At 61.3% G+C, this 22443-nt stretch carries 20 protein-coding genes, 1 other RNA gene and 1 riboswitch; of the genes, 13 read left to right on the forward strand and 8 right to left on the reverse strand.

Annotated elements, in window-relative coordinates:
• Positions 1 to 137 precede the first annotated feature (137 nt).
• The 3 genes from RIF72_RS00660 to RIF72_RS00670 form a co-directional block, all read right to left on the reverse strand.
• Positions 138 to 1154 carry a metal ABC transporter solute-binding protein, Zn/Mn family gene (locus RIF72_RS00660; protein ID WP_309072986.1) on the reverse strand — a complete coding sequence of 339 codons (1017 nt, stop codon included), beginning with the start codon at positions 1152 to 1154 and terminating at the stop codon, positions 138 to 140.
• Between the two features lie 105 nt (positions 1155 to 1259).
• On the reverse strand, positions 1260 to 2330 hold the full coding sequence (locus tag RIF72_RS00665) for a hemolysin family protein (RefSeq protein WP_309072987.1): 1071 nt from the start codon (positions 2328 to 2330) through the stop codon (positions 1260 to 1262).
• Positions 2327 to 3679, reverse strand: a complete 1353-nt coding sequence (locus RIF72_RS00670; RefSeq protein WP_309072988.1) for a hemolysin family protein — start codon at positions 3677 to 3679, stop codon at positions 2327 to 2329. Before RIF72_RS00670 ends, RIF72_RS00665 begins: the two co-directional genes overlap by 4 nt.
• Before the next feature lie 486 nt (positions 3680 to 4165).
• Between RIF72_RS00670 and RIF72_RS00675 the strand changes: the two genes are divergently transcribed.
• From RIF72_RS00675 to RIF72_RS20065, 5 genes are all read left to right on the forward strand, one after another.
• Positions 4166 to 7960: a multifunctional oxoglutarate decarboxylase/oxoglutarate dehydrogenase thiamine pyrophosphate-binding subunit/dihydrolipoyllysine-residue succinyltransferase subunit gene (locus RIF72_RS00675; RefSeq protein ID WP_309072989.1), complete on the forward strand. Its 3795-nt coding sequence runs from the start codon at positions 4166 to 4168 to the stop codon at positions 7958 to 7960.
• 136 nt (positions 7961 to 8096) lie between these two features.
• The gene (locus tag RIF72_RS00680; protein WP_026540104.1) at positions 8097 to 8696 is read left to right on the forward strand and encodes a GDSL-type esterase/lipase family protein; all 600 of its coding nucleotides are present in this window, start codon (positions 8097 to 8099) and stop codon (positions 8694 to 8696) included.
• Between the two features lie 103 nt (positions 8697 to 8799).
• The gene (locus RIF72_RS00685; RefSeq protein ID WP_309072990.1) at positions 8800 to 9648 is read left to right on the forward strand and encodes a DUF4097 family beta strand repeat-containing protein; all 849 of its coding nucleotides are present in this window, start codon (positions 8800 to 8802) and stop codon (positions 9646 to 9648) included.
• Positions 9648 to 10262 (forward strand): PadR family transcriptional regulator, encoded by a 615-nt coding sequence (locus RIF72_RS00690; protein WP_309072991.1) that lies wholly within the window; start codon positions 9648 to 9650, stop codon positions 10260 to 10262. The genes RIF72_RS00685 and RIF72_RS00690 overlap by 1 nt, the downstream gene beginning before the upstream one ends.
• A gap of 112 nt (positions 10263 to 10374) precedes the next feature.
• Positions 10375 to 10449 (forward strand): 50S ribosomal protein bL37, encoded by a 75-nt coding sequence (locus RIF72_RS20065; protein WP_369299106.1) that lies wholly within the window; start codon positions 10375 to 10377, stop codon positions 10447 to 10449.
• 91 nt (positions 10450 to 10540) lie between these two features.
• Here RIF72_RS20065 and rsrA read toward each other — a convergent pair whose 3' ends face one another.
• Both rsrA and RIF72_RS00700 read right to left on the reverse strand, forming a co-directional pair.
• A complete protein-coding gene (rsrA, locus tag RIF72_RS00695; protein WP_309072992.1) occupies positions 10541 to 10801 on the reverse strand; it encodes a mycothiol system anti-sigma-R factor in 261 nt (86 codons plus the stop codon).
• Positions 10798 to 11592 carry a sigma-70 family RNA polymerase sigma factor gene (locus RIF72_RS00700; protein ID WP_309072993.1) on the reverse strand — a complete coding sequence of 265 codons (795 nt, stop codon included), beginning with the start codon at positions 11590 to 11592 and terminating at the stop codon, positions 10798 to 10800. Before RIF72_RS00700 ends, rsrA begins: the two co-directional genes overlap by 4 nt.
• A gap of 181 nt (positions 11593 to 11773) precedes the next feature.
• On the opposite strand from RIF72_RS00700, the gene RIF72_RS00705 reads away from it, so the two are divergent.
• From RIF72_RS00705 to RIF72_RS00735, 7 genes are all read left to right on the forward strand, one after another.
• Complete coding sequence (locus RIF72_RS00705) at positions 11774 to 12289, forward strand: DoxX family membrane protein (RefSeq protein WP_017198488.1); 516 nt, start codon at positions 11774 to 11776, stop codon at positions 12287 to 12289.
• A 6-nt stretch (positions 12290 to 12295) separates the two neighbouring features.
• Positions 12296 to 13678, forward strand: coding sequence for a 3-phosphoshikimate 1-carboxyvinyltransferase (aroA, locus tag RIF72_RS00710; RefSeq protein WP_309072994.1), 1383 nt, complete (start codon positions 12296 to 12298; stop codon positions 13676 to 13678).
• A gap of 2 nt (positions 13679 to 13680) precedes the next feature.
• The gene (locus RIF72_RS00715; RefSeq protein ID WP_309072995.1) at positions 13681 to 14796 is read left to right on the forward strand and encodes a ribosome small subunit-dependent GTPase A; all 1116 of its coding nucleotides are present in this window, start codon (positions 13681 to 13683) and stop codon (positions 14794 to 14796) included.
• A 55-nt stretch (positions 14797 to 14851) separates the two neighbouring features.
• Positions 14852 to 15664 carry a histidinol-phosphatase gene (gene hisN, locus RIF72_RS00720; protein WP_309072996.1) on the forward strand — a complete coding sequence of 271 codons (813 nt, stop codon included), beginning with the start codon at positions 14852 to 14854 and terminating at the stop codon, positions 15662 to 15664.
• 180 nt (positions 15665 to 15844) lie between these two features.
• Positions 15845 to 15958: riboswitch (SAM riboswitch) on the forward strand.
• Positions 15959 to 15990: 32 nt separating this feature from the next.
• Complete coding sequence (locus RIF72_RS00725; protein WP_309072997.1) at positions 15991 to 17400, forward strand: aminotransferase class V-fold PLP-dependent enzyme; 1410 nt, start codon at positions 15991 to 15993, stop codon at positions 17398 to 17400.
• 77 nt (positions 17401 to 17477) lie between these two features.
• Positions 17478 to 18302 carry a class I SAM-dependent methyltransferase gene (locus RIF72_RS00730; protein WP_309073236.1) on the forward strand — a complete coding sequence of 275 codons (825 nt, stop codon included), beginning with the start codon at positions 17478 to 17480 and terminating at the stop codon, positions 18300 to 18302.
• A 9-nt stretch (positions 18303 to 18311) separates the two neighbouring features.
• The gene (locus tag RIF72_RS00735; RefSeq protein WP_017198494.1) at positions 18312 to 19025 is read left to right on the forward strand and encodes a metal-dependent transcriptional regulator; all 714 of its coding nucleotides are present in this window, start codon (positions 18312 to 18314) and stop codon (positions 19023 to 19025) included.
• A gap of 18 nt (positions 19026 to 19043) precedes the next feature.
• On the opposite strand, the gene RIF72_RS00740 is transcribed toward RIF72_RS00735, so the two are convergent.
• Positions 19044 to 20498 carry an MFS transporter gene (locus RIF72_RS00740; protein WP_309072998.1) on the reverse strand — a complete coding sequence of 485 codons (1455 nt, stop codon included), beginning with the start codon at positions 20496 to 20498 and terminating at the stop codon, positions 19044 to 19046.
• A 76-nt stretch (positions 20499 to 20574) separates the two neighbouring features.
• On the opposite strand from RIF72_RS00740, the gene RIF72_RS00745 reads away from it, so the two are divergent.
• Positions 20575 to 20898, forward strand: a complete 324-nt coding sequence (locus RIF72_RS00745; protein WP_017198496.1) for a hypothetical protein — start codon at positions 20575 to 20577, stop codon at positions 20896 to 20898.
• On the opposite strand, the gene RIF72_RS00750 is transcribed toward RIF72_RS00745, so the two are convergent.
• Both RIF72_RS00750 and ssrA read right to left on the reverse strand, forming a co-directional pair.
• Complete coding sequence (locus RIF72_RS00750; RefSeq protein WP_309072999.1) at positions 20895 to 21878, reverse strand: trypsin-like peptidase domain-containing protein; 984 nt, start codon at positions 21876 to 21878, stop codon at positions 20895 to 20897. The genes RIF72_RS00745 and RIF72_RS00750 overlap by 4 nt on opposite strands.
• Before the next feature lie 173 nt (positions 21879 to 22051).
• Positions 22052 to 22420, reverse strand: a transfer-messenger RNA (tmRNA) gene (gene ssrA, locus RIF72_RS00755).
• Positions 22421 to 22443 lie beyond the last annotated feature (23 nt).

Below are 22443 nucleotides of genomic sequence, written 5' to 3' on the forward strand. Positions count from 1 at the left end.
ACGCTCCGGGAGAAACGCAATAGTTGTGCGCCGCTGGTGTCCGCGGCTTTGCTGATGACAGGCAAAGGCCCCGCAGGCATCCTGAATATCTTAGGACGCTAACGGGGCTCTTCACTGCACGTTGATACTCGGGAACGCTACTTCTTGAGTGCCGCCGAAATGGCTTCGACGTTGTCCGCCATCCACTGAAGGTAGTCCTTGCCGTCAGGAAGCGTTTCGGTGAAGTTCACAACCGGCACCCCGGCGTTCTCGGCCGCCCGCTTGACGGACTCAGTCTGTGGCCCCTCCGTCTGCTGGTTATACGCGAGGAGACGAACAGATTTGGCACTGACGAGGTCGGTGGTTTCCTTCAGCACAGCGGGAGGGACATCCGTCTCCTCCTCGATGGCGGCGCTGTAAGCTTCCGGCGTCTTATTTTCCAGGCCGGCCGCCTCCAGGAGGTACAGGGGAACGGGTTCGGTCACAGCAACGGGTGCATGCTCGTTGCCGGCCTTGATGTCGCCGAGCTTGCCGGTTAGTTCAGATAGTTTTGCTTTGAAGGAATCCGCGTTCGTGGTGAATGTCGAGGCAGATCCTGCATCCAGGCTGCCCAACTTTTCGGCAACGGCGTCGGCGAGCTTGCCCATGGCGTCCAGGCTGTACCAGACGTGCTCATTGAACTCGCCGTGGTCGTGCGCGTGCTCATCTTCGTCTTGGGCCGCGGCACTACTGGATTCCGTACCGTGGCCTTCTTCCTCGGGCGCCAGTCCTGAGACCTCCACAGCGCTGATCATGTTCTCGTGGCCAACCTCGGTCTCGTCGGCAATTTTGTGAAGGAAGTCGTCGTACCCTCCCCCGTTCTCCACCACCAGCTTGGCCTTGGAGATCAGCAGCTTGTCCTGTGCAGTGGCTTCATAGGAGTGCGGATCCTGGCTGGTCTTGGTGATGATCGCGTTCACGTTGACCTTGTCGCCACCAATGGCCTTGACCACATCCCCATACACGTTGGTGGAGGTCACCACCTCAATGGCATCAGATGAGGACGGAGCGTTACTCCCGGTTGTACCAGCGCAGGAAGACAACAAAAGTGCGGCAAGACCTGCAGAAGCGGTCAGGGAAAGTCGGGCGGCGAAACGGCGCACGGAGACCTCGGATCTAGTCAAAATGAGAATCAAACACAATTAGGGGCTTTATCCAGTGTACCTCTAAATGGGAATGATTCCTGTTAGACAAGTCTGGCGCCGATGGAGATCCACCGACGCCAGACTCTGGTTGTCCTGCTATTGCACTTGTTGACCACCGTAACGGCGAATGCCGGTGGCTTGGGTGGCGTCCCGGATTTCGCCCACCAATTGCTCAATGACGTCCTCCAGGAACAAGACGCCTTGAGTCTCACCGCCCGCGCCGACAACACGTGCCAGGTGTGAACCCGTGCGTTGCATGACAGACATCGCCTGTTCGATCTCGTCATCCGGCGAAAGGTTGGCCAGTGAGCGGATGCGACCCTCGGCAATTGGGTGCCTTCGTCGCTCGTCGGGAATGGACAGGATGTCCTTCACGTGCAGGTATCCGGCGAGTTCGCCGTCGTCGTCAATCATCGGGAACCGGGAGAACCCGGTGCGGCGGACCGCTTTTTCAAGGTCCACGGGAGTGGACGCTGTCTTCAGCACCACCAGCTTGTCCAACGGAACCATGATGTGCGAGGCAGTATGCTCCGAGAACTCCAAAGCGCCGCTCAGCAAACCCGCTTCGTCGTCCACCAGACCATGGCGCGTCGACTCCTGGACGATCGATTGCACTTCCTCCAGCGTGAACGAAGAGGAAACCTCGTCTTTGGGTTCAATCTTCATCGACCTAAGGATGTGGTTGGCCAGCCAGTTCAGCGTCCAAATGATCGGGTTCACCACCCGGGCTATGAACATCAGCGGTGGGGCCAACAACAGGGCAGCCTTGTCCGCAACGGAAACCGAAATATTCTTAGGCACCATCTCACCAAAGGTGACATGCAGGAAAGTGACTACCAGCAACGCGATGCCAAAAGCAATGACGTCTGCCAGTTCAACGGGAACACCAACCAGCTCCAAGGGCTCTGCCAGCAAGTGGTGGATTGCGGGCTCGGCAACTTGGAGAATCAGGAGGGAGCAGACGGTGATACCCAACTGCGCACAGGCGAGCATCAGCGAGACATTTTCCATGGCGCGCAGCGTTGTTTGCGCTCGCTTGGATCCAGCTTCGGCCAGCGGCTCAATCTGACTTCGACGCGCCGACATGACCGCGAACTCTGCACCCACGAAGAAGGCGTTGCCTATCAGAAGCACCACGAGCCAGACGATTCCTGCCCAGTCACTCATACGGCACCTGCTTCGTGACGCGTGCTTCCGGAGTCCACGGATGACGATTCGTCTGTCTCGACGTGATGGAAACAGATCCTGTCGATCCTTCGACCGTCCATTCGGGTCACCGTCAGTTTCCCACCCACAGTGTTCACCACATCGCCTGTCCTGGCGATGCGGCCCAGCTGGCTCATGACGTAACCACCCACAGTCTCGTAGGCGGATTCATCTGGAACAGTGAGGTTGGGGATCTGCTCGGACACTTCATCCGGCCGCAGCAAGCCTGGAAAGTACCAGTCGCCGGATGCGCTCTGCAGCACTCCCGGCCGGATTTTGTCATGTTCGTCGGAGACTTCGCCGACGATCTCTTCCACAAGGTCTTCCAGGGTGGTGATTCCCGCGGTGCCGCCGTATTCATCGAGCACGACGGCTAGCTGGAGGTTGCCTTCACGCAGTTCAGACAGGAGTGCATCCAGATGGATAGTCTCCGGTACCTGCAGGACATCGGTCATGATCGCGCCTGCCTCAAGCTTGGCCCGACGCTCCGCGGGGACAGCAACGGCTTTCTTGACGTGAACCACTCCGCGGATGTCGTCCGTGGAGTCCCCGATGACAGGGAAACGGGAGTATCCGGTTCGCCGCGCTGCGTCCAGGACGTCGGAAACCGGCTGATCGGCGTCGATCGTTTCCATGCGGATGCGGGGGGTCATGACGTCCGCCGCCGTGCGCCCGGAAAAGTTCAAGGTGCGGGCAACGAAGTTGGCCGTCCCGGCATCCAGCGTGCCCAGCTCGGCCGAGCGCCGCACCAAGGATGCAAGCTCTGCAGGGGTCCTTGCCCCCGAGATCTCTTCCTTCGCTTCGAGACCGAACAGGTTCAGCACCTTGTTCGAGAAACCATTGAGCACCACGATGGCCGGTTTGAAAACGGCCGTGAACATCAGCTGGGGCCGCGCGAGGCGTTTACCCAAAGGGAAAGCGAGGGCAATGGCCATGTTCTTCGGGACCAACTCACCCAGAAGCATCGACAACAACGTGGCAAACGCCATGGCAACAATCAGCGCGACCGAATGCGCTACCTCAGGACCGAGGCCCAGCACGCCGAGTGGCCCAACGAGCAACCGCCCGACAGAGGGCTCCATCACGAATCCTGTCAACAGAGTTGTCAGTGTGATGCCAAGTTGGCAACTGGAGAGCTGCGTGGAGAGCGATTTGAGGCACTTCAGCAGCGGCGCGGCAGCGTGATCGCCGTTATCGACCGCCCGCTGAACGCTTGCCTGATCCAAGGCAACAAGGGAAAACTCAACTGCTACAAAGAAGCCGGTGCCCAGAATGAGGGCAAAGCCGGCAAGGAGAAGAATCCATTCCACTTAGCGCATCACTCCAAGAGTGGGCACGTGCAATGGGGGTAAGGCCCCTGACCCCGGGATTCGCCCCGGTGGAGGCTGGTCGGGTCCCGCGGACGCATGGTCTGCGGCACCACCGGCTGTGAGCGCCGGCGAGTGATGGGCATGTGAACGGGTGTTGCCGGCTCGACGGGCACGCTGCGCGGGGTTGCCAGATTGGCTCCCCCGACAGTTCCCAGGCCGGCACCTAGATTTACTGTCCATAAGAATTTCAGTCTACAGTCCGCCGACCAGGGACGCCTCGCTGGCAACCGGTACGCTTCGAAGACGAAGCGAAGGTGCATTAAGTCTGCCGCAACATGATTTAGGTCACCACTATTGGCAGTTAACCAACGATCCTAACTAGACTGACATGGGTCTGAGTTCGCGGGACCCGGACCCTGGCCCATCGTTGTGGAGAGCATCTGTGGCCAGCGGGAAAACAACACTCATGGAAGAGGCGTATTTCAAGTGCCAGAGCAGCCCAGCCACCGTCTACCAGAGGAATTTGGCGGAAACGAGTGGCTCGTTGACGAACTGTACGAGCGGTACCAACAGGACAAGAATTCGGTCGACGCCAAGTGGTGGCCGCTCTTCGAGTCCTTTGCTTCCGGTGACGGCACTTCTTCCAACGGATCCTCCGCAGCCGCAACGGCTGCCAATCCCCCTACCCAAGTACTTCCCGTGGTAGCTCCGGCTGCAGCGGCACCGGCACCGGCGCCGGCCGCTCCCGCAGCTGCCCCGGAGGCTGCACCGGCGGCACCCGCCCCAGCGAAAAAGGCACCCGCCACGGTTGCCCGGGACGGAGCAAAGAAGCCCGCCGCCGGCACCACGGCCCAGCCCATCCCCGCACAGCTGCCCAAGAGCACCAAAGCTCCCACGGCGCCTGAGGAAGACGTCGTTTCCGTCCTCCGCGGCCCGGCCAAGGCTATTGCCACCAACATGGTGACCAGTCTGGAAGTTCCCACCGCCACAAGCGTCAGGGCAGTTCCTGCCAAGCTGCTCATCGATAACCGGGTGGTCATCAACTCCAACCTTGCCCGCGCCCGCGGTGGCAAGGTTTCCTTCACCCACCTCATCGGCTACGCCGTTGTCCGCGCGCTCTCCCAGTTCCCCTCGATGAACGTCTACTACGACGAAATCGATGGCAAGCCGAGCGCGGTGCAGCCGGCTCACGTCAACTTCGGCATCGCCATTGACATGCCCAAGCCCGATGGCACCCGCCTCCTGATGGTTCCGAACATCAAGAAGGCAGAGACCATGGACTTCGCCGAGTTTTGGCACACCTACGAGGACCTCATCAAGCGCGCCCGCAACGGCAAACTGACCGCTGACGACCACGCAGGTACCACGGTCTCCCTGACCAACCCCGGCGGAATCGGTACGGTCCACTCGGTGCCGCGTCTTTCCAAAGGCCAGGCTGCCATTATCGGCGTCGGTGCCCTTGATTACCCAGCCGAGTTCCAGGGCGCCAGCGAGAAAATCATCGCCCAGAACGCCATCAGCAAGATCCTCACCCTGACGTCAACCTATGACCACCGCGTCATCCAGGGCGCGGGCAGCGGCGAGTTCCTCAAGCTTATTCACCAACTCCTCCTCGGTGCGCAGAACTTCTACGACGAAATCTTCGAAGCCCTGCGTATTCCGTACGAACCCGTGCGTTGGAGCCCTGATCTCCAGGTTGACCCCGCTGACGAGATCAACAAGGTTGCGCGCATTCAGCAGCTGATCCACTCCTACCGCGTGCGTGGCCACCTGATGGCTGACACCGATCCCTTGGAGTACGTGCAGCGCAAACACCCGGACCTCGACGTCCTGACCTATGGGCTGACCCTCTGGGACCTGGACCGTGAATGGCCCACGGGCGGTTTCGGCGGCAAGCCGCAGCTCAAATTCCGTGACATCCTTGGCGTTTTGCGTGACGCGTACTGCCGCACCACGGGCATCGAATACATGCACATCCAGGAGCCTGCCGAGCGCAAGTGGTTCCAGGACCAGCTGGAGCACCCGTACTCCAAGCCCAGCCGCGAAGAGCAGTTGCGCATCGTCTCCAAGCTCAACGCCGCTGAGGCTTTCGAGACCTTCCTGCAGACCAAGTTCGTCGGCCAGAAGCGCTTCTCCCTTGAGGGTGGCGAGTCGCTGATTCCGCTACTCGACGCCGTCATTTCAGACGCAGCCGACGACGGCCTGGACGAAGTTGCCATCGGCATGGCCCACCGTGGCCGGCTTAACGTGCTGACCAACATTGCAGGCAAGACCTATGCGCAGGTCTTCCGCGAATTCGAGGGCACCCAGGACCCCCGCTCGGTCCAGGGATCCGGTGACGTCAAGTACCACCTCGGCACCGAAGGCACCTTCACGTCGGACAACGGCAAGCAGACCAAGGTTTACCTCGCTGCCAACCCGTCCCACCTTGAGGCAGTCGACTCTGTGCTTGAAGGCATCGTTCGCGCCAAGCAGGATCGCCTCGACCAAGGCGAATCCTTCCCGGTTCTGCCCATCATGGTCCACGGCGACGCCGCCTTCGCAGGACAGGGTGTTGTGGCTGAAACCCTTAACCTCTCCCAGCTGCGCGGCTACCGCACCGGCGGTACAATCCACGTGATCGTCAACAACCAGGTGGGCTTCACCACTGCTCCGTCGTCTTCGCGTTCGTCCACATACTCAACGGACGTCGCCAAGATGATCCAGGCCCCTGTGTTCCACGTGAACGGCGATGACCCCGAGGCCGTGGTGCGCGTTGCACAGCTCGCTTACGAGTTCCGTCAGCGTTTCCACAAGGACGTCGTCATCGACATGGTGTGCTACCGCCGTCGCGGCCACAACGAAGGCGACGACCCTTCGATGACCCAGCCGCTCATGTACAACCTGATCGAAGCCAAGCGCTCCGTTCGCAAGTTGTACACCGAGTCGCTCATCGGCCGTGGGGACATCACCGAGGAAGAAGCAGAGCAGCTGCTCCGCGACTACCAGGAGCGCCTTGAGCGCGTCTTCGCCGAAACGCACGCTGCGCAGACATCGCCGATCCCGATCATCACGGCTGACTCCGCGGCGGTCTCGGACATCGAACGTCCCATTGCCCAGCAGTCGGACTTCGGCACCAATTCCCCCGCGTCTACGGCCATTTCCGCAGAGACTCTTGCCCGCATCGGCAAGGCCCACCTGGAAATTCCGGAAGGCTTCACCGTTCACTCCAAGCTCAAGCAGCTGCTGGAGAAGCGTGAGCAGATGTCCCGTGAAGGCGGCATCGACTGGGGCTTTGGTGAAATCGCGGCCTTTGGCTCGCTGATCATGGAAGGCGTTCCCGTTCGCCTTGCCGGCCAGGACTCACGCCGCGGGACGTTCGTCCAGCGTCACGCTGTGTTCCACGACCGCGCCAACGGCAACGAATGGCTGCCACTAGGCAACCTTTCCGATGACCAGGCCAAGTTGTGGATCTACGACTCCCTGTTGTCCGAATACGCAGCCATGGGCTTCGAATACGGCTACTCGGTGGAGCGCCCGGATGCCTTGGTCCTCTGGGAAGCCCAGTTCGGTGACTTCGTCAACGGTGCACAAACCATCATTGACGAGTTCATTTCCTCAGCCGAACAGAAGTGGGGACAGCGTTCCTCGCTGGTGCTTATGCTGCCGCACGGCTACGAAGGCCAAGGTCCGGACCACTCGTCAGCCCGCATCGAGCGCTTCCTGCAGATGTGTGCCGAGGACAACATGATCGTGGCCAACCCCACCACGGCTGCCTCGCACTTCCACCTGTTGCGCCGCCAGGCTTACAGCCGTCCGCGGAAGCCGTTGATCATCTTCACCCCCAAGCAGCTGCTCCGCCTTAAGGGTGCCGCTTCGGCCATTGAGGACTTCACTACCGGCGGCTTCAAGACGGTTATCAGCGATCCGGAAGTGCAGCCCGCCAACGTGGACCGCGTCATCCTGGTCTCTGGTCGCTTGTACTACGACCTCCTGTCCAACCGTCAGAAGTCCGGGGACACCTCCACAGCGATCATTCGTGTAGAGCAGCTTTACCCGCTGCCCAAGGCGGAGATTGACGCCGAACTCGCCAAGTACCCGAACGCTGACATCGTATGGGCACAGGACGAGCCCGCCAACCAGGGTCCATGGCCTTTCATGGGCTTGAACCTGGCACCGGAGCTTGACCGCAAGCTTCGCCTCGTTTCACGTCCGGCTTCGGCATCCACTGCCGCCGGTTCCATGAAGCGCCACGCCGCTGAGCAGGACGCCCTGATCAAGCAGGCGTTCGAACGCAAGTAAGCGAAACTGCCCGGCCTAAGGAGCGATGAGCGCGCCTTAGGCCGGGCAGTTCTGTTTAATGGGACAGGTACCGGTTCCCGAACCGGCTGACGAACCGGAACCGTGCAAGGACCGTAACGAGTGTGAAGAGGTAACCGTGGAAGACAGGAAGCTGCGCATTGCAGCTGTAGGAGATGAACTGCTCGCGGGCCTGGGGGATCCCCGCGCATTGGGTTGGCTCGGAAGAGTGCTGGCCCGCACACCCCAGGATTCCGTCGTGGTGGAAAGTTTCCCGCTCCCCTGCCCCATGGAAGGTACTGAGGGCCTTGCCGCCCGCTGGCAGGATGAAGCCGGCAGGCGTTTCAGTGACACTCATGAAAACCGATTGGTGATCGGCCTTTCGGGTCGGGATCTCGAGTTTGGGCTGTCCACCGCCCGAAGCCGGTTGAATCTTGCCAACATCCTTGACGGCGCTTCGCACAGCAGCGTGGAGGTCTTTGTGGTGGGCCCGCCTCCCACGTTGGATCCCGTCCGCAACAAGCGGCTTGCCGAACTGAACACCGCGTTTGCCGATGTCACCACCCGGCGGAATCACCACTACGTGGACACTTTCTCCCCTTTGCTCAATCATGAGCAGTGGAGGACGGACCTCGCAGCCAATGGGGGGACACCGGGCCAGGCGGGCTACGGATTGATTGCGTGGCTTGTCCTGCACCGCGGCTGGTTCCAGTGGCTTAATATCGCTCAGCCGGAATAATCACATGGAGGGATAGCTCTTCCCGCTATCAAACATTGCCTCTTCGCTAAACGCGATATATCGTGTTCCTTAACGACGCGATATATCGCAATTTGGAGGGATCATGTCTGAGGAACTATGGACCGTGACGGGCCCGCAGACCATCGATGTAGAAAATGTTCGTTCTCTCAAACTGGGCATCGTTAAGGGCCGCTTTGACGTGGTGACACACGACGAGCCCTTCGTCCATATCGAAATCAGCGAAATCACGGGCGACCCCCTAACGGTCACACTTGTCGACGGCAGACTGGAAGTCCGCCACCAACTCCAAGGACCTCAAGGCTGGTTCCGCAACCTGATGGGTACCGTCAACAGCACCAGCACCAATTCGGTGATCGTCGGCATCGCGCTGCCATCCGGCGTAGAAGTTGAAGCAGGAACCGTGAGTGGTGACGGCATGGTCTCCGGCATCAGCGGACGCACCCGCCTGAACACGGTCTCCGGTTCGGTCCTGGCGGACAACACCAGCGGCGAATTGCACGTGAACACAGTCAGTGGCGAGGTCATCGCCAGAAACCACGACGGCGTCCTGACCGCCAAGAGCGTCTCTGGGGAAGTTACCGCCTCGGGCACCTTCAAGAACGTCCGCGCGAGCACCGTGAGCGGCGACCTCAGCTTCGACCTTCAGGACTACACCAACGATCTCGGAGCCAACTCCGTCTCCGGCGACCTGACCATCCGGCTGCCACACGACGTCGGATTGGACATCGTAGCGAAATCGGCCAGCGGAACCGTAGTGATCGACGACCAGATATACGCCCAGCCCGGCAGTAACGTACACACGATTGTCGGCCCGGATGAAAAGCTTATGCTGGTGAGGACCAATACCGTATCCGGCAAGACCTACATCATGCACGGATCGGCGCCCACGGAGGAAAATGGCCGCCAGGTCCCAGGGGAAGCAGGTCTTTGATGCCTCCTGTCTTCGCCCACGGCGCCCTGCGACTATACCTCCTTGCGTTACTCGAGACAGGTCCTAAGCACGGCTACGAGCTGATCAAGGCGTTGGGCGAGCGGTTCGGGGGCACCTACTCCCCTAGTGCCGGCACCATCTACCCGCGCTTGGGCAAGCTGGAAGAGGAAGGGCTCGTTGCCACGGAGACCGAAGGGCGCCGCACCAAATACCTCATTACGGATGCCGGCCGCGCTGAATTGGACAGCCGTCGGCAAGAGCTGGCCGACGTCGAGGACTCCATCTCGGCCTCTGTCAGGCGGCTCGCCGACAACCTGCGGGAGGACATCCGAGCCAATATGCGCGGACTGCGCGCAGATCTCGCGGCCACTGCCGAGGCCGCCCGCACCGGCGCTTCCTCCGCGGCCTTTCGGAGCAGGGCGGCGGGTTACACTCCCGAAGGCCAGCGAATCCTCAAGGAAGCTGAATTATTGGTTCAGTCGTTCAGGGACGACATCCGTGTGGAGTTACGCCAACACGGTGCCACGCAGCCATTGACACCCTTGACGCTTGAAACCGTACGCACAGTTTTGGACCAGGCCCGTATCTCGATCCGGAATTCTCTGCAAAGTTAGCCCTTGGCCAGCTGCGAAACACCACAACACCCCCCGGTTCGCGGCGCAGCACCCGGATGTGCGAAACTGGAGGGCAGCTTTATTGAGTATCAATCCCTGAAGGAGGCCAGCTATGAGCAAGCGTGCACGTAAGCGTCGTGACCGTAAGCGCGGCGGCGCGAACCACGGCAAGCGTCCCAACACCTAAGCCATCGGCTTAGCGTCACAGGCTTAAAAGCGAAGGCCCCGGAAACCATGCGGTTTCCGGGGCCTTCGCTGTTAAAGCTGGAGGAGTTGAGTCAGGCGTCCACTGGCTTGATGGAATGAATCCTGTCAAGAATGGAATTTTTCAGGTTCTCCGGCGCGGACTCAGTGCATGATCGCTTGACCATGGTGCGAATGAGGCACTCGAGGTCATACTGCTCGGCGCATTCCTCGCATGAATCCAAGTGCTGCTTGATCTCACTGAGGTCCTCGCGGGTCAACGCACCGTCGAGGTACTCGTAGATCCGCTGCATTCGCGTATCGTCGCAATCGCCCAATCCCTGGCAGTCGCTCATTTCTCTTTCTCCTGATTGTTGCTTCCGGCCGCGGCCTGATCATCGGTTTGGGCCCTGAAGCCCCGTTCGGCGGCGTAATCCGCCAGCATGTCCCGCAGCATCTTCCTGCCGCGGTGCAACCGTGACATGACCGTGCCGATCGGGGTATTCATAATTTCTGAAATTTGCTTGTACGCATAGCCTTCAACATCCGCGAAGTAGACGGCCAGCCGGAACTCCTCAGGGATCGACTGCAACGCATTCTTCACGTCGGAATCAGGGAGATGGTCAAGAGCCTCAGTCTCCGCGGACCGTAAACCAGCCGAAGTATGCGACTCTGCCTTGGCCAACTGCCAATCCTCGATCGTGTCCGAGTTGGACTGCAGCGGCTCACGCTGCCGCTTCCGATAAAGGTTGATGTAGGTGTTGGTCAGGATGCGATACAACCAGGCTTTGAGGTTGGTCCCCGGCTTGTACTGGTGAAAAGCAGAAAACGCCTTGGTATAAGCCTCTTGAACCAGATCTTCGGCGTCGGATGGGTTGCGTGCCATCCGCATGGCTGCCGAATACAGCTGGTCCACGTACTGCATGGCGTCGCGCTCAAAGCGCGCCCGCCGCTGTTCGGAAGTCTCCGTAGCAGGGTCGACGTCGGTTACAGCCGCCGCGTCGTTCGCGCCGGTTGCCTGGTCCATGGCCGCTGCGGCCGGTTCAGTGGTGCTCATCGTTGCCAAGTCTACTGTCAGCTGCCGGGATTCCGGCTGCATCCCATACGCAGGCTCCGGTGGAACCACCCGGTCCTTAACCAACGTCAAAAAACCAACTCCGTTCAACAGGCGGCAAACATAATGCCGCAGTCCGGTCTCCACCGCACCTGAAGTTCACAACGGCTGCTGCTGGGTAAATATTCCGTAAAAGTGCAAGACTAGAGCAGACTGCACCCCTTGAACACAACATTTATCGAACTAATGTGGCAAGCCATCCAGGAGGCAAGACATGTCTGTTATCCGTTTTCTCGCACGTCCCATGCTCGCGTCCAGCTTTGTCGTCGCCGGGCTGGATAAGCTCAGGAACGCGGACGACACTGCCAAGCAACTCTCGCCCGTCCTTCGCCGTGCCTCGGAATCCCTCCCCTTCAAGGCTGACGAAAAGACCTTGGCGCGCGTCATCGGCGGCGCGCAACTGGGCGCCGGAGCTTTGCTGGGGCTCGGCAAGCTCTCCCGTTTTGCCGCCACGGTCTTGGCTGTGACGTCGGCCTTGAACTCGTACGTGGAGTGGCGTTCCGCCGATATCAGCACGAAGGAAGGCCGGAGTGCCCGCAAGGCCCAGTTGCTGAAGAACATCTCCCTCACGGGTGGTGTGCTTCTGGCCTCTGTTGATACCGCGGGTCGGCCGAGCATTGCCTGGCGGGCGGAGCACTTGGCTGCCGACGCCAAAAAGGTGACGGGAAAACAGATCAAGCGTGCAGACAAAGCAGTTCGCAAGGCCGTCGACAACGCAGTTGGAGCATAAGGAAGCATGACCGGTACCACCGCCTCAAACACCGAATCAACCAAGGCCGCTACCATGCTGCCTCTGTGGCAGGCCCCGCATGCCAAGAGGCCGGTGGATGCAACGGTGACGGTCCCTGGTTCAAAGTCGCTGACCAACCGATTCCTGGTGTTGGCCGCGTTGGCGGATGGTCCCTCACGGCTGCGGGCTCCCCTTCATTCCCGCGACTCTGCGCTGATGATCCAGGCCCTCCGACAATTGGGGGCAACCATCACCGAGGTCCCCGGGAGCGGCTCCTTCGGTCCGGATCTGGAAATTACGCCCGTGGATCCCGCCGCATCGGGAGCTGAAACGGCGATTGATTGCGGGCTGGCCGGAACTGTCATGCGGTTCGTCCCTCCGTTGGCTGCATTGCGCAAGGGTGCTACCGTCTTCGACGGCGATCCTCACGCCCGCAACAGGCCCATGGGAACCATCATCGAAGCGTTGATCGCCCTCGGCGTGCCAGTGGCAGGAGAAGGCGGCAGGACGCCGTCGTCCCTCCCCTTCGCCGTAGAGGGTACCGGCGAGGTCCGGGGCGGCCACCTGGTTATTGACGCCAGCGCTTCGTCACAGTTCGTCTCCGCGTTACTGCTGGTGGGTGCCCGCTTCGTTGAGGGCCTGCATCTGGAACACGTGGGCAAGCCCGTGCCCAGCTTGGACCACATCACCATGACCGTGGAAGTCCTCCGCAGCGTCGGCGTCGTCGTGGACGATTCCGTGCCCAACCACTGGCGGGTCTCTCCGGGACCCATCCGTGCATTTGACCAGCGGATCGAACAAGACCTCTCGAATGCAGGACCTTTCCTCGCCGCTGCCCTGGCCACATGTGGCACCGTCCGCATTCCCAATTGGCCGGCCGGAACCACACAAGTGGGCGACCAGTGGCGAACCATCCTGACCACCATGGGAGCAGAAGTAACGTTCGAAAACGGGACACTGACGGTGACCGGCGGAGCGGAAATCAAGGGTGCTGACTTCGATGAAACAAGCGAACTGGCGCCCACCGTTGCCGCGCTGTGCGCCCTCGCCAGCGGCCCCTCCCGGCTGACCGGCATTGCCCACCTCCGCGGACACGAAACGGACCGGCTTGCTGCGTTGGTCGCCGAGATCAACGGCCTCGGGGGTGACGCGGAAGAGACCGCCGACGGCTTGGTGATCCGCCCGGCGACCCTTCACGGCGGCGTGGTCCACAGCTACGCCGACCACCGCATGGCCACTGCCGGGGCGATCCTTGGGCTCGCCGTCGAAGGCGTACAAGTTGAGGACATCGCCACGACGTCGAAGACCATGCCGGATTTTCCAAAGATGTGGGAAGCGATGCTGCAGTCAAGCGATGCCAACGTCGATCTTGATGAGGCCAGCAACTAACCATGGGCCGTGACGCACGCTCCTGGGACGAATCCGATGTACGGATCCGTCCCAGCAAAAAAGGATCCAGGCCCCGTACCAAGGATCGTCCCAGTCACGATGACGCCGTAATAGGCAGGATCATCACTGTTGACCGCGGACGGTACAGGGCGATTGTGGGCGAAGATTCCGCCGACGAACGCATCGTTATCGCAGCCCGCGCCCGTGAACTTCGGCGGAATCCCGTTGTCCCCGGCGACTTTGTCGCATTGGTGGGTGACGTCTCAGGGTCTCCCGACACGCTGGCACGCCTGGTCCGGGTGGAAGAGCGGAAAACCCTCCTTCGCCGGAGCGCTGACGACACAGACCCCATCGAACGGGTGGTTGTAGCCAACGCCGATCAGCTCGTGGTGGTTGTTGCGGCGGCCAACCCGGAGCCACGCACTGGATTCATCGATCGCGCCCTGGTTGCAGCGTACGACGCCGGTATCGAGCCGTTGCTGCTCATCACCAAGGCGGACGTGAAGGATCCGGCGGAACTTCTGGCCAATTATCTGAGCTTGGACTTTCCCGTGATCATCAGCCGGACCGCTGACTCCGAGGCAGGCGGCATCGATGCCCGCTCGGATGACGGGCTTTCAGCCCGGCTGGACAAAGCCGCCGTGTCCCAACTCCGCTCGCACCTGGGTGGAAAAGTCACTGTCATGCTCGGTCACTCCGGGGTGGGCAAATCCACCATGGTCAACGCCCTGACAGGGGCAGAGCGGGCCACTGGAGGCGTCAACGCGGTGACGGGCCGGGGCAGGCACACGTCATCTTCGGCTTTGGCGCTGAAGCTCGACGACGCACCGTCCGGCAGCTGGATCATCGATACTCCAGGCATCCGTTCCTTCGGCTTGGCGCATGTGGATCCGGACCGGATTCTTCATTCCTTCCCGGATCTTGAACCTGGCACGGAGACCTGTGACCGTGGCTGCAAGCACGGTGCCGCTGCCACCAATTGCGGGCTGGATGCATGGGTGAACGATGGTCATGCAGGGCCATCAGGAGTAGCCCGGTTGGCCTCCTTGCGCCGCTTGCTGGGTGCAGACCCAAGGCTCGAAGCGAAAGAGACCAAGGAACTGGGCACTGTCAACTGATCATTGCCGGCTTCACGTCCCCAACGCATTGTCCGATTCAGGATAGTTTGGTGGCATGACCCATCCCGTTTCCACCTACAACGATGACCTGCGCCTTGCCCACGTCCTCGCTGATTCAGTCGATGCCCAGACCATGGATCGCTTCAAGGCACTGGACCTGCAGATCGAAACCAAGCCCGACCTCACACCTGTCACTGACGCTGACAAGGCAGCTGAGGAAGCAATCCGCGGGCAGTTGTCCCGCTCACGTCCACGGGACGCGGTCCTCGGTGAGGAGTTCGGCAGCAGTGGTCACGGGTCACGTCGCTGGATCATCGACCCCATCGACGGCACCAAGAACTTCGTCCGCGGCGTCCCGGTGTGGGCGACGTTGATTGCCCTCGTGGATGAAGGGGAACCGGTGGTGGGCGTTGTTAGTGCGCCGGCGTTGGGCAAACGATGGTGGGCTGCCAAGGACATGGGCGCCTACATGGGCCGCTCCCTCGCCTCGGCGACACGGCTCAAGGTGTCCAACGTTTCCCGCCTGGCCGATGCTTCCATGTCGTATTCCAGCCTTTCGGGGTGGAAGGAACGGGGCAACCTGGATCAGTTCCTGGGGCTGACGGAGGACATCTGGCGCACACGCGCCTACGGCGACTTCTGGTCCTATTGCCTTGTAGCCGAGGGTGCGGTTGATATCGCCTGCGAGCCTGAACTTAACCTCTACGACATGGCAGCACTCGTCCCGATCGTGACAGAGGCCGGCGGTCGTTTTACATCCTTGGAAGGCGAAGACGGTCCGTTTGGCGGTAACGCCCTGGCCACCAACTCGATCCTGCACTCCGAAGTTCTCAAGCGCCTCAACCCCGGATTGGACGATCTTCTCTAAACTTTCCACGCCTGTCCCACCCAAGCAGCGGCGGAATTTTCGGCGGCGGATGACCCCTTTTGGGGGTCTCCGCCGTTTTTTATTCGGCGAAAAAGGGATTTGGCATCCGACGTAACAAAGGGCTTAACAAAAGGCAGTGGCTTTGGAAGCGTCCCCGGATGTGCCTTAGCCTTTTTTACAGGTCACGAGTGCCAGCGCTAAACCCCGGTTTGCTGGCCGGCAACCCTCCATTCGCGGTGGGGTGCCCCGGGTGACGACCGGGCCGGTCCGGAACGGATGCGGCAAGCGCGGATCCCCCTATGGGGGTCCCTCTTGAGTGAGGTTCCATGAGCACTGTCACGTTCAACCCCAACACTATTCCGTCCTTTGCCGAAGAATCCGCAGCAGAGACGACCACCGCTGCGCGTCCGCTTGCCGCGGTCACTGGCGCTGAGCTGCAGGCTCCGCTGATTCAGGGTGGCCATGTCCGTTACGCAAACTTGGACTACGGCGCATCGGCTCCGGCTTTGACCATCGTCTCGGCCTACCTCAACGAGGTCCTGCCCTACTACGCCAGCGTTCACCGGGGCGCCGGGTACGCCTCCCAAATCAGCACGTCGGTGTACGAGAACTCAAGGAACATCGTCCGTGATTTCGTCGGCGGGCGGGCTGATGACTCAGTAATCTTCACGCGGAACACCACAGACTCTTTGAACCTCCTGGCCGGATGCCTCCCACAGGTGGACGGCGAGGTTGCAGGTGAAGTCCTCTACTTGGACATCGAGCACCACGCCAACTTGCTTCCGTGGCAAGGAGTCCCCCACCGCAGCGTCGTCGCAGCACCAACCCTGGCCGGGACACTCGACAAGCTGGAGGCCGAACTTGCCCAGGGCGGGGTCAGCCTGCTGGCCGTGACGGGCGCCTCGAATGTGACCGGGGAGATCCTTCCCATCGCCCGCCTTGCTTCGCTTGCCCACGAATACGGCGCACGAATCGTGGTGGACGCTGCGCAGCTCGCACCGCATCGCCGGATCAACATCACCGAGGCGGACGTCGACTACATCGTCTTCTCCGGACACAAGCTCTATGCCCCCTTCGGCGCGGGTGTCGTTGTGGGTCGTCCAGACTGGCTCGACGCCGGCATACCGCACCTTGCCGGAGGCGGGGCGGTACGTGAAGCGCGCCTGGACTCGGTCAGCTGGGCCGCGGGCCCGGCGCGCCACGAGGGCGGCTCCCCCAACGTGCTGGGCGCCGCGACACTTGCTCGCGCCGCCCAAGTCCTCGCAGGGTTGGACCAGGACGCGTGGCACGCCCACGAGTCCGCCATCCGCTCGTACCTGGTGCAGGGCCTGGAGGCCATCGATGGCGTGACCGTCCACAAGATCTTCGCTGACTCCCTGGACACCATCGGTGTGGTCAACTTCTCCGTAGAAGGATTCGACGCCGGACTGGTTGCGGCTTACCTGGCGGCCGAGCACGGCGTTGGCCTCCGCGATGGCCGGTTCTGCGCCCACCCTCTCCTAAAACGCCTCGGGCTCCCGTCCGGATCCTTGCGCGCCAGCTTCGGCGTCGGCTCCCGGTTGGAGGACGCCACCAGGCTGCTCGCAGGCATCGAAGGACTCAAGCGCGACGGACTGGGCTGGGACTATGTGGTGGACGAGGGCCGTTGGGTTCCTGCAAATGACCATCGCAGCTACCCCGAATGGGCCCCGAACACTCCCGGCACTGCGGGCGCAGCCCCCTGCACTGTGGACTAGAAGCACTGCGGACTAGAGACACTGCGGTAAATTCGTAGGGTACTTTTAGGGACCCTTTGAAGGAGCTTTTCGTGGCCCTGCGTTCACCCGCTGCCTCCAGCGGACAGCCACGCACTCCCGGACCAACCGGGCCGCGTGGTCCAAGGCTGCATGCTTCCCGCCGGCAGGAACTCGGTCAGAGCTTTCAGGACGGCGGCGAACACTATGACCGCGTGCGGCCCGGCTACCCCGCCGATTCCGTGGACTGGCTGCTTCCTCCAGGGGCGCGATGCGCAGCCGACCTCGGAGCAGGCACAGGAAAGTTCACGGCACTCCTCGTTGAACGCGGCCTGGAGGTCACTGCCGTCGATCCTTCTACGGACATGTTGGAGCAATTGCGAAAGTCCTTCCCCTACGTCAACGCGCTGGAGGGAACGGCCGAGGCAACTGGACTGACGGACTCAGCATTCGACGTCGTCAGCGTTGCCCAGGCTTGGCACTGGTGCGAACCCATCGCGGCGAGCACGGAGATCGCCCGGATCCTGCGGCCCCACGGGACCTTGGGGCTGATCTGGAATCAATTGGACACTTCAATTCCGTGGGTTCACCGCCTCTCGCGCATCATGCATGCAGGCGATGTCCACAAGCCCGGATTCCGGCCAGTCATCGGCCCGGAGTTTGAAGGTTTGGAAAGTCATCTGACCCGGTGGGAGGATGCCCTGACGCCGGAGGACATCATGGAACTGACCAAGTCCCGCAGCTACTATCTCCGCGCCAACGACGCCACGCGAGCGAAAGTCATGGGCAACCTGGAGTGGTACCTCTTGGACCACCTCGGCCATGCCCCTGGTGAAACCATCGGGTTGCCGTACATGACGCAGACCTGGCGGGCAGTCAAGGTTCAGGGTTCAACGCCACGGTAGGCTTAGGGGGTGAAGACCAGTACGCCCTCCTCCTCGATCGAGGACTACGTCAAGGTCATCTACTCCTACACGGAGTGGCAGGACAAGCCAATTACGTCGTCCCAGCTTGCCCAGCGCCTGGGAGTGGCTAACTCCTCGGTGTCCGAGATGGTGCGCAAACTCAAGGACCAAGGCCTGGTTGACCACCAACCCTACAGCGCCATCAGGCTCACCCCCCAGGGCATGCGGCTCGCACTGTCCATGGTGCGCCGGCACCGCCTCATTGAGACGTACTTGGTGGATGAACTCGGCTACAGCTGGGACGAGGTGCACGACGAAGCCGAAATGTTGGAACACGCCGTGTCCGATACGTTCATTGAGCGGATGTCTGCCAAGCTTGGACATCCTGTCCGGGACCCGCACGGAGACCCGATTCCTTCGGCCGATGGTTCGGTCGACTTGCCGCACGCCTACCGAATGATTGAACTGGACCAAGGCCACTCCGGCCGGATCACGCGAATCAGCGATGAGAATCCGGACCTCCTGCGATACCTTGCCTCTGAAGAGATCTCCCTGGACGCGCCTGTTGAAGTGGTGGGCCGCAAACCCTTCGGAGGAGCCCTGGTGGTCCGCATCGGCAGTGGCGCAAAAGGCCGCGAGTTCGACCTCGCGGACGAAGTCACTTCAGCTCTCTGGGTCCAGAGCGCCGAGACGCATGAAGGCTGTATTCTTCCGGCCCGCTAAGCTTGGGCGCGCTTGAGGTCAGCCGCGCTGCCCGCCCGCACCGCCGTCGCCGGAGGCTGCATCAGGTTCGCTGACGGCGGACGCCGCGGCTTCCTGCGCAGGATTCCGGATTCCGACGGCGGACACCACCGCCCCGAACAGGAACAGGCCCCCGGTTACCAGCAAAGCGTTGTACAGTCCGTCCCGAGAGAAGGCCGGTCCTACAATCACCCCTGCGAAGGCTATGGAAATGAGCCCCGCGATACGGGCAACAGCGTTGTTCACAGCCGAACCAATCCCGGCCTCCTCCGAGGGCACAGCACCTAGGATGGCGGCGGTGAGGGGCGCCACCAACGTGGCCAAGCCAATGCCAAAGACTATCTGGCCCGGCAACACTTGGGTCCAGTAGTTGAGCGGCTCCTGGACAGTCAATGACATCAGGAAGCCCGCACCGCACAGTAGCGGGCCTACCGTCATGAACCATCTGGGGCCGTACTTTCCGGCGAGGCCACCAAAGTAGGACGCACCCAGCATGAGGATGACTGTGCCGGGAAGCAACGCCATGCCCGCAACCGTGGCGCCCATGCCGCCTACCTGCTGCAGGTAAATGCCCAACACGAAGAAGCCCAGCGAGATCGCGGCATAGATGGCCAGAGTGGCGAGATTTCCCCAGGCAAAGTTGCGGATCATGAAGAGCCTCAACGGCAACATCGGTTCAGCCGTCCGAGCCTCGTGGAAGAGGAAGATCATCATCGCAACCACGCCTGCCACGAGGGGGACCCACACCTCTGCGCTCCCCCACCCTACCCTCCCCTGTTCGATGAAGGCATACACCGGGCCGCCCAAGCCAACCATGGCCAGGAAAGCTCCCAGGTAGTCGATGCGTTTGCTCTTGTCCCTCGCAGCATCCGACGCGCGCAGGCGTGCAAGCGTTGGCCAGATGGCAACAGCGGGGATGACATTGATGAAGAAAATCACCCGCCATGAGAGCAGGTCCACAGCGATGCCGCCGATCAGCGGACCCACAATTGCCGCAGCGCTCGTCCAGCCCGACCACTGCCCGATGGCTTTTGACTGCGCCGGGCCGGAGAACGACGAGATGATCATGGCCAGCGAACTCGGAACCAGGAGCGCGCCGGCGATCCCTTGCAGTGCCCGGGAGATTACCAACACTTCGCCGGTCCACGCGAGCCCGCACATCACCGAGGTCACGGCAAAACCGGCCAGCCCCCATTCAAGGATCCTTGCCCTGCCGAAATGGTCAGAGAGTGAACCGGCAACCAGGATTAATGCCCCAAGTGTGAGCAGGTAAGCGTCCACCACCCACTGCTGGATGACCAGGCCGCCACCCAGTTCCCTTCCAATGGCTGGCAATGCGAGATTCACCACAAATCCATCGAGGATAGCGATGAACGACGCCACAATTGCCACCACCAGCACGCGTTTCTGGAGAGGTGTGCTCGGCGGAAGGACCGCAGCGTCAGTCATGTGCACAGCCTACGCCCGGGAAGTCCCGTATCGTTGAGTGGTGATTAGCAGACGTGATGCCGCATTGGCCCTTGATATTTCGATGGAAATGGCCCAACGCCACGGCATTCCGTCCCGACTCTCCGAGGCCGAGCTCAGGGACATCCAGGACAACCCTCCGGCGTGGTTGGTACAGTCCCGGGCCAACCGCACCGGCAAGCGACCGGTCTGGGTCCACCTGACCTGTGCTGTATGTGGATACACCGAGGCCGTTCGCCCCAAGAAATGGTGGCCGGACTTTTCCTTCGTCTTCTGTGGCACCCACCGGAACAGCGAACTTCCCGAACTTTTCCTCGGCGATGTCCGCAGCGAATATGAAGGCGTAGGAAGCCGATTCATCGGCGTTGTGGACGTCCGCGAGGACTAGGCCAGCTGGCTCATTTCGGATGGAACGGCCGTAAGCTTCAGTACTTTGCCTTCCCGGAGAACAGTCAGCGGTAACGGCTCGCCGATTGCCTCGGCGAACAGCAATTTCTGCAAGCTTTCAGCGCTGGACACTGCGCGATCTTGCGCACGCAGCACCACATCTCCCGGTTGGAGTCCGGACAGCTCGGCGGGCGATCCTGGGATCACCTCCACCACCCGCAGGCCTTCTTTCTGCCCGGTCCGCACCACTGCACTGGCATCCAATGGTATTGGCGTGCTCACCAGGCCCAGGTAAGCACGGCGCACCCGGCCGTCCCTCAACAGCGCCGCAATGATGCGCCGGGTTGTGGTGTTGATGGGTACTGCCAGCCCCAGCCCAAGGCCCGCAACGGCGGTGTTGATACCCACGATGCGTCCCCTCGTATCGGCCAGTGCACCCCCGGAGTTCCCTGGGTTGAGCGCAGCATCGGTTTGAATGACATCCTCAATCACCCGCCTGTGCTCGCCCGCCCTTACGGGGATGGAACGCCCCAACCCGCTCACCACGCCAGCAGTTACCGAGCCGGCCAAACCGAGCGGATTCCCCACGGCGATCACCAGTTGGCCCACCCGCAAGGTGTCAGCATTGCCCAGCAAAGCCGGAGGCGGGGTTGACTTCACGCCACGGACCACGGCCAGGTCGGAGAGGGGATCTGCGCCCACCAGTTCCACATCAGTTTGCTTGCCATCCGCGAAAACGGCCCGCCCGGATTGGATGCCTGACACCACGTGGGCGTTGGTCAGCATGTTGCCGTCGCCGGTGAAGACCACAGCTGAACCGCTTCCTCCGCGAACCCGTCCGCGGCGGTCTGTACTCGTCATTTCGATGGCAGCAACATGGGGCGTCACCGACTCAGCAACCCGTATGACAATTTGTGAGTACGCGTCCAAGGCGCCGTCGTCGTCTGACGCCTGTTCTTCGAAAGCCTCGCTTGTCGTCATCTGGTGCCTCCTGCCAAGGACCGCCGCGCTTCACCGCTACCTTCGGCGACGCGTCTACCCTGTACAACTGCCATACAGTTGCCGGTAGTCCGGAAGTTGATACGCCGTGGGTGAACGATGGCGCCTGTGGCAAAAAGAAAGCCCCCGGATCACAAGGATCCGAGGGCTTTCCGAGGTGGAGATGGGGGGAATTGAACCCCCGTCCGATGTCGTTTTGTCAGGGCTTCTCCGGGCGCAGTTCGCGTCGGATTTTCTCGGCCCCAGCCATCCTGCGAACAGGTGGCTGATCCGGGCCCAGTCATCTAAAAGTCCCGTTTACCTCAATGACGAAGGCAAACAGCAGTGGCTATCTAAATGACGCCAGGAACCGGGGCGATAGCAACCCCGGGCTGACGGACTGTCTTACTGCTTAGGCAGCGAGAGCGAAGTCAGTGCGCTTAGATTCGGCACTTATTGGTTTGCAGACAGCGTTTACGAGATAATTCTGCATCCTCGGCCCGCTTCACCTGTCGCGACTAACATCGTCGAAACCGATCATCCCCGTATTTTGTTACCAAACCCGGCA

The sequence above is a fragment of the Paenarthrobacter sp. genome (assembly GCF_031180005.1).
GTDB lineage: Bacteria > Actinomycetota > Actinomycetes > Actinomycetales > Micrococcaceae > Arthrobacter.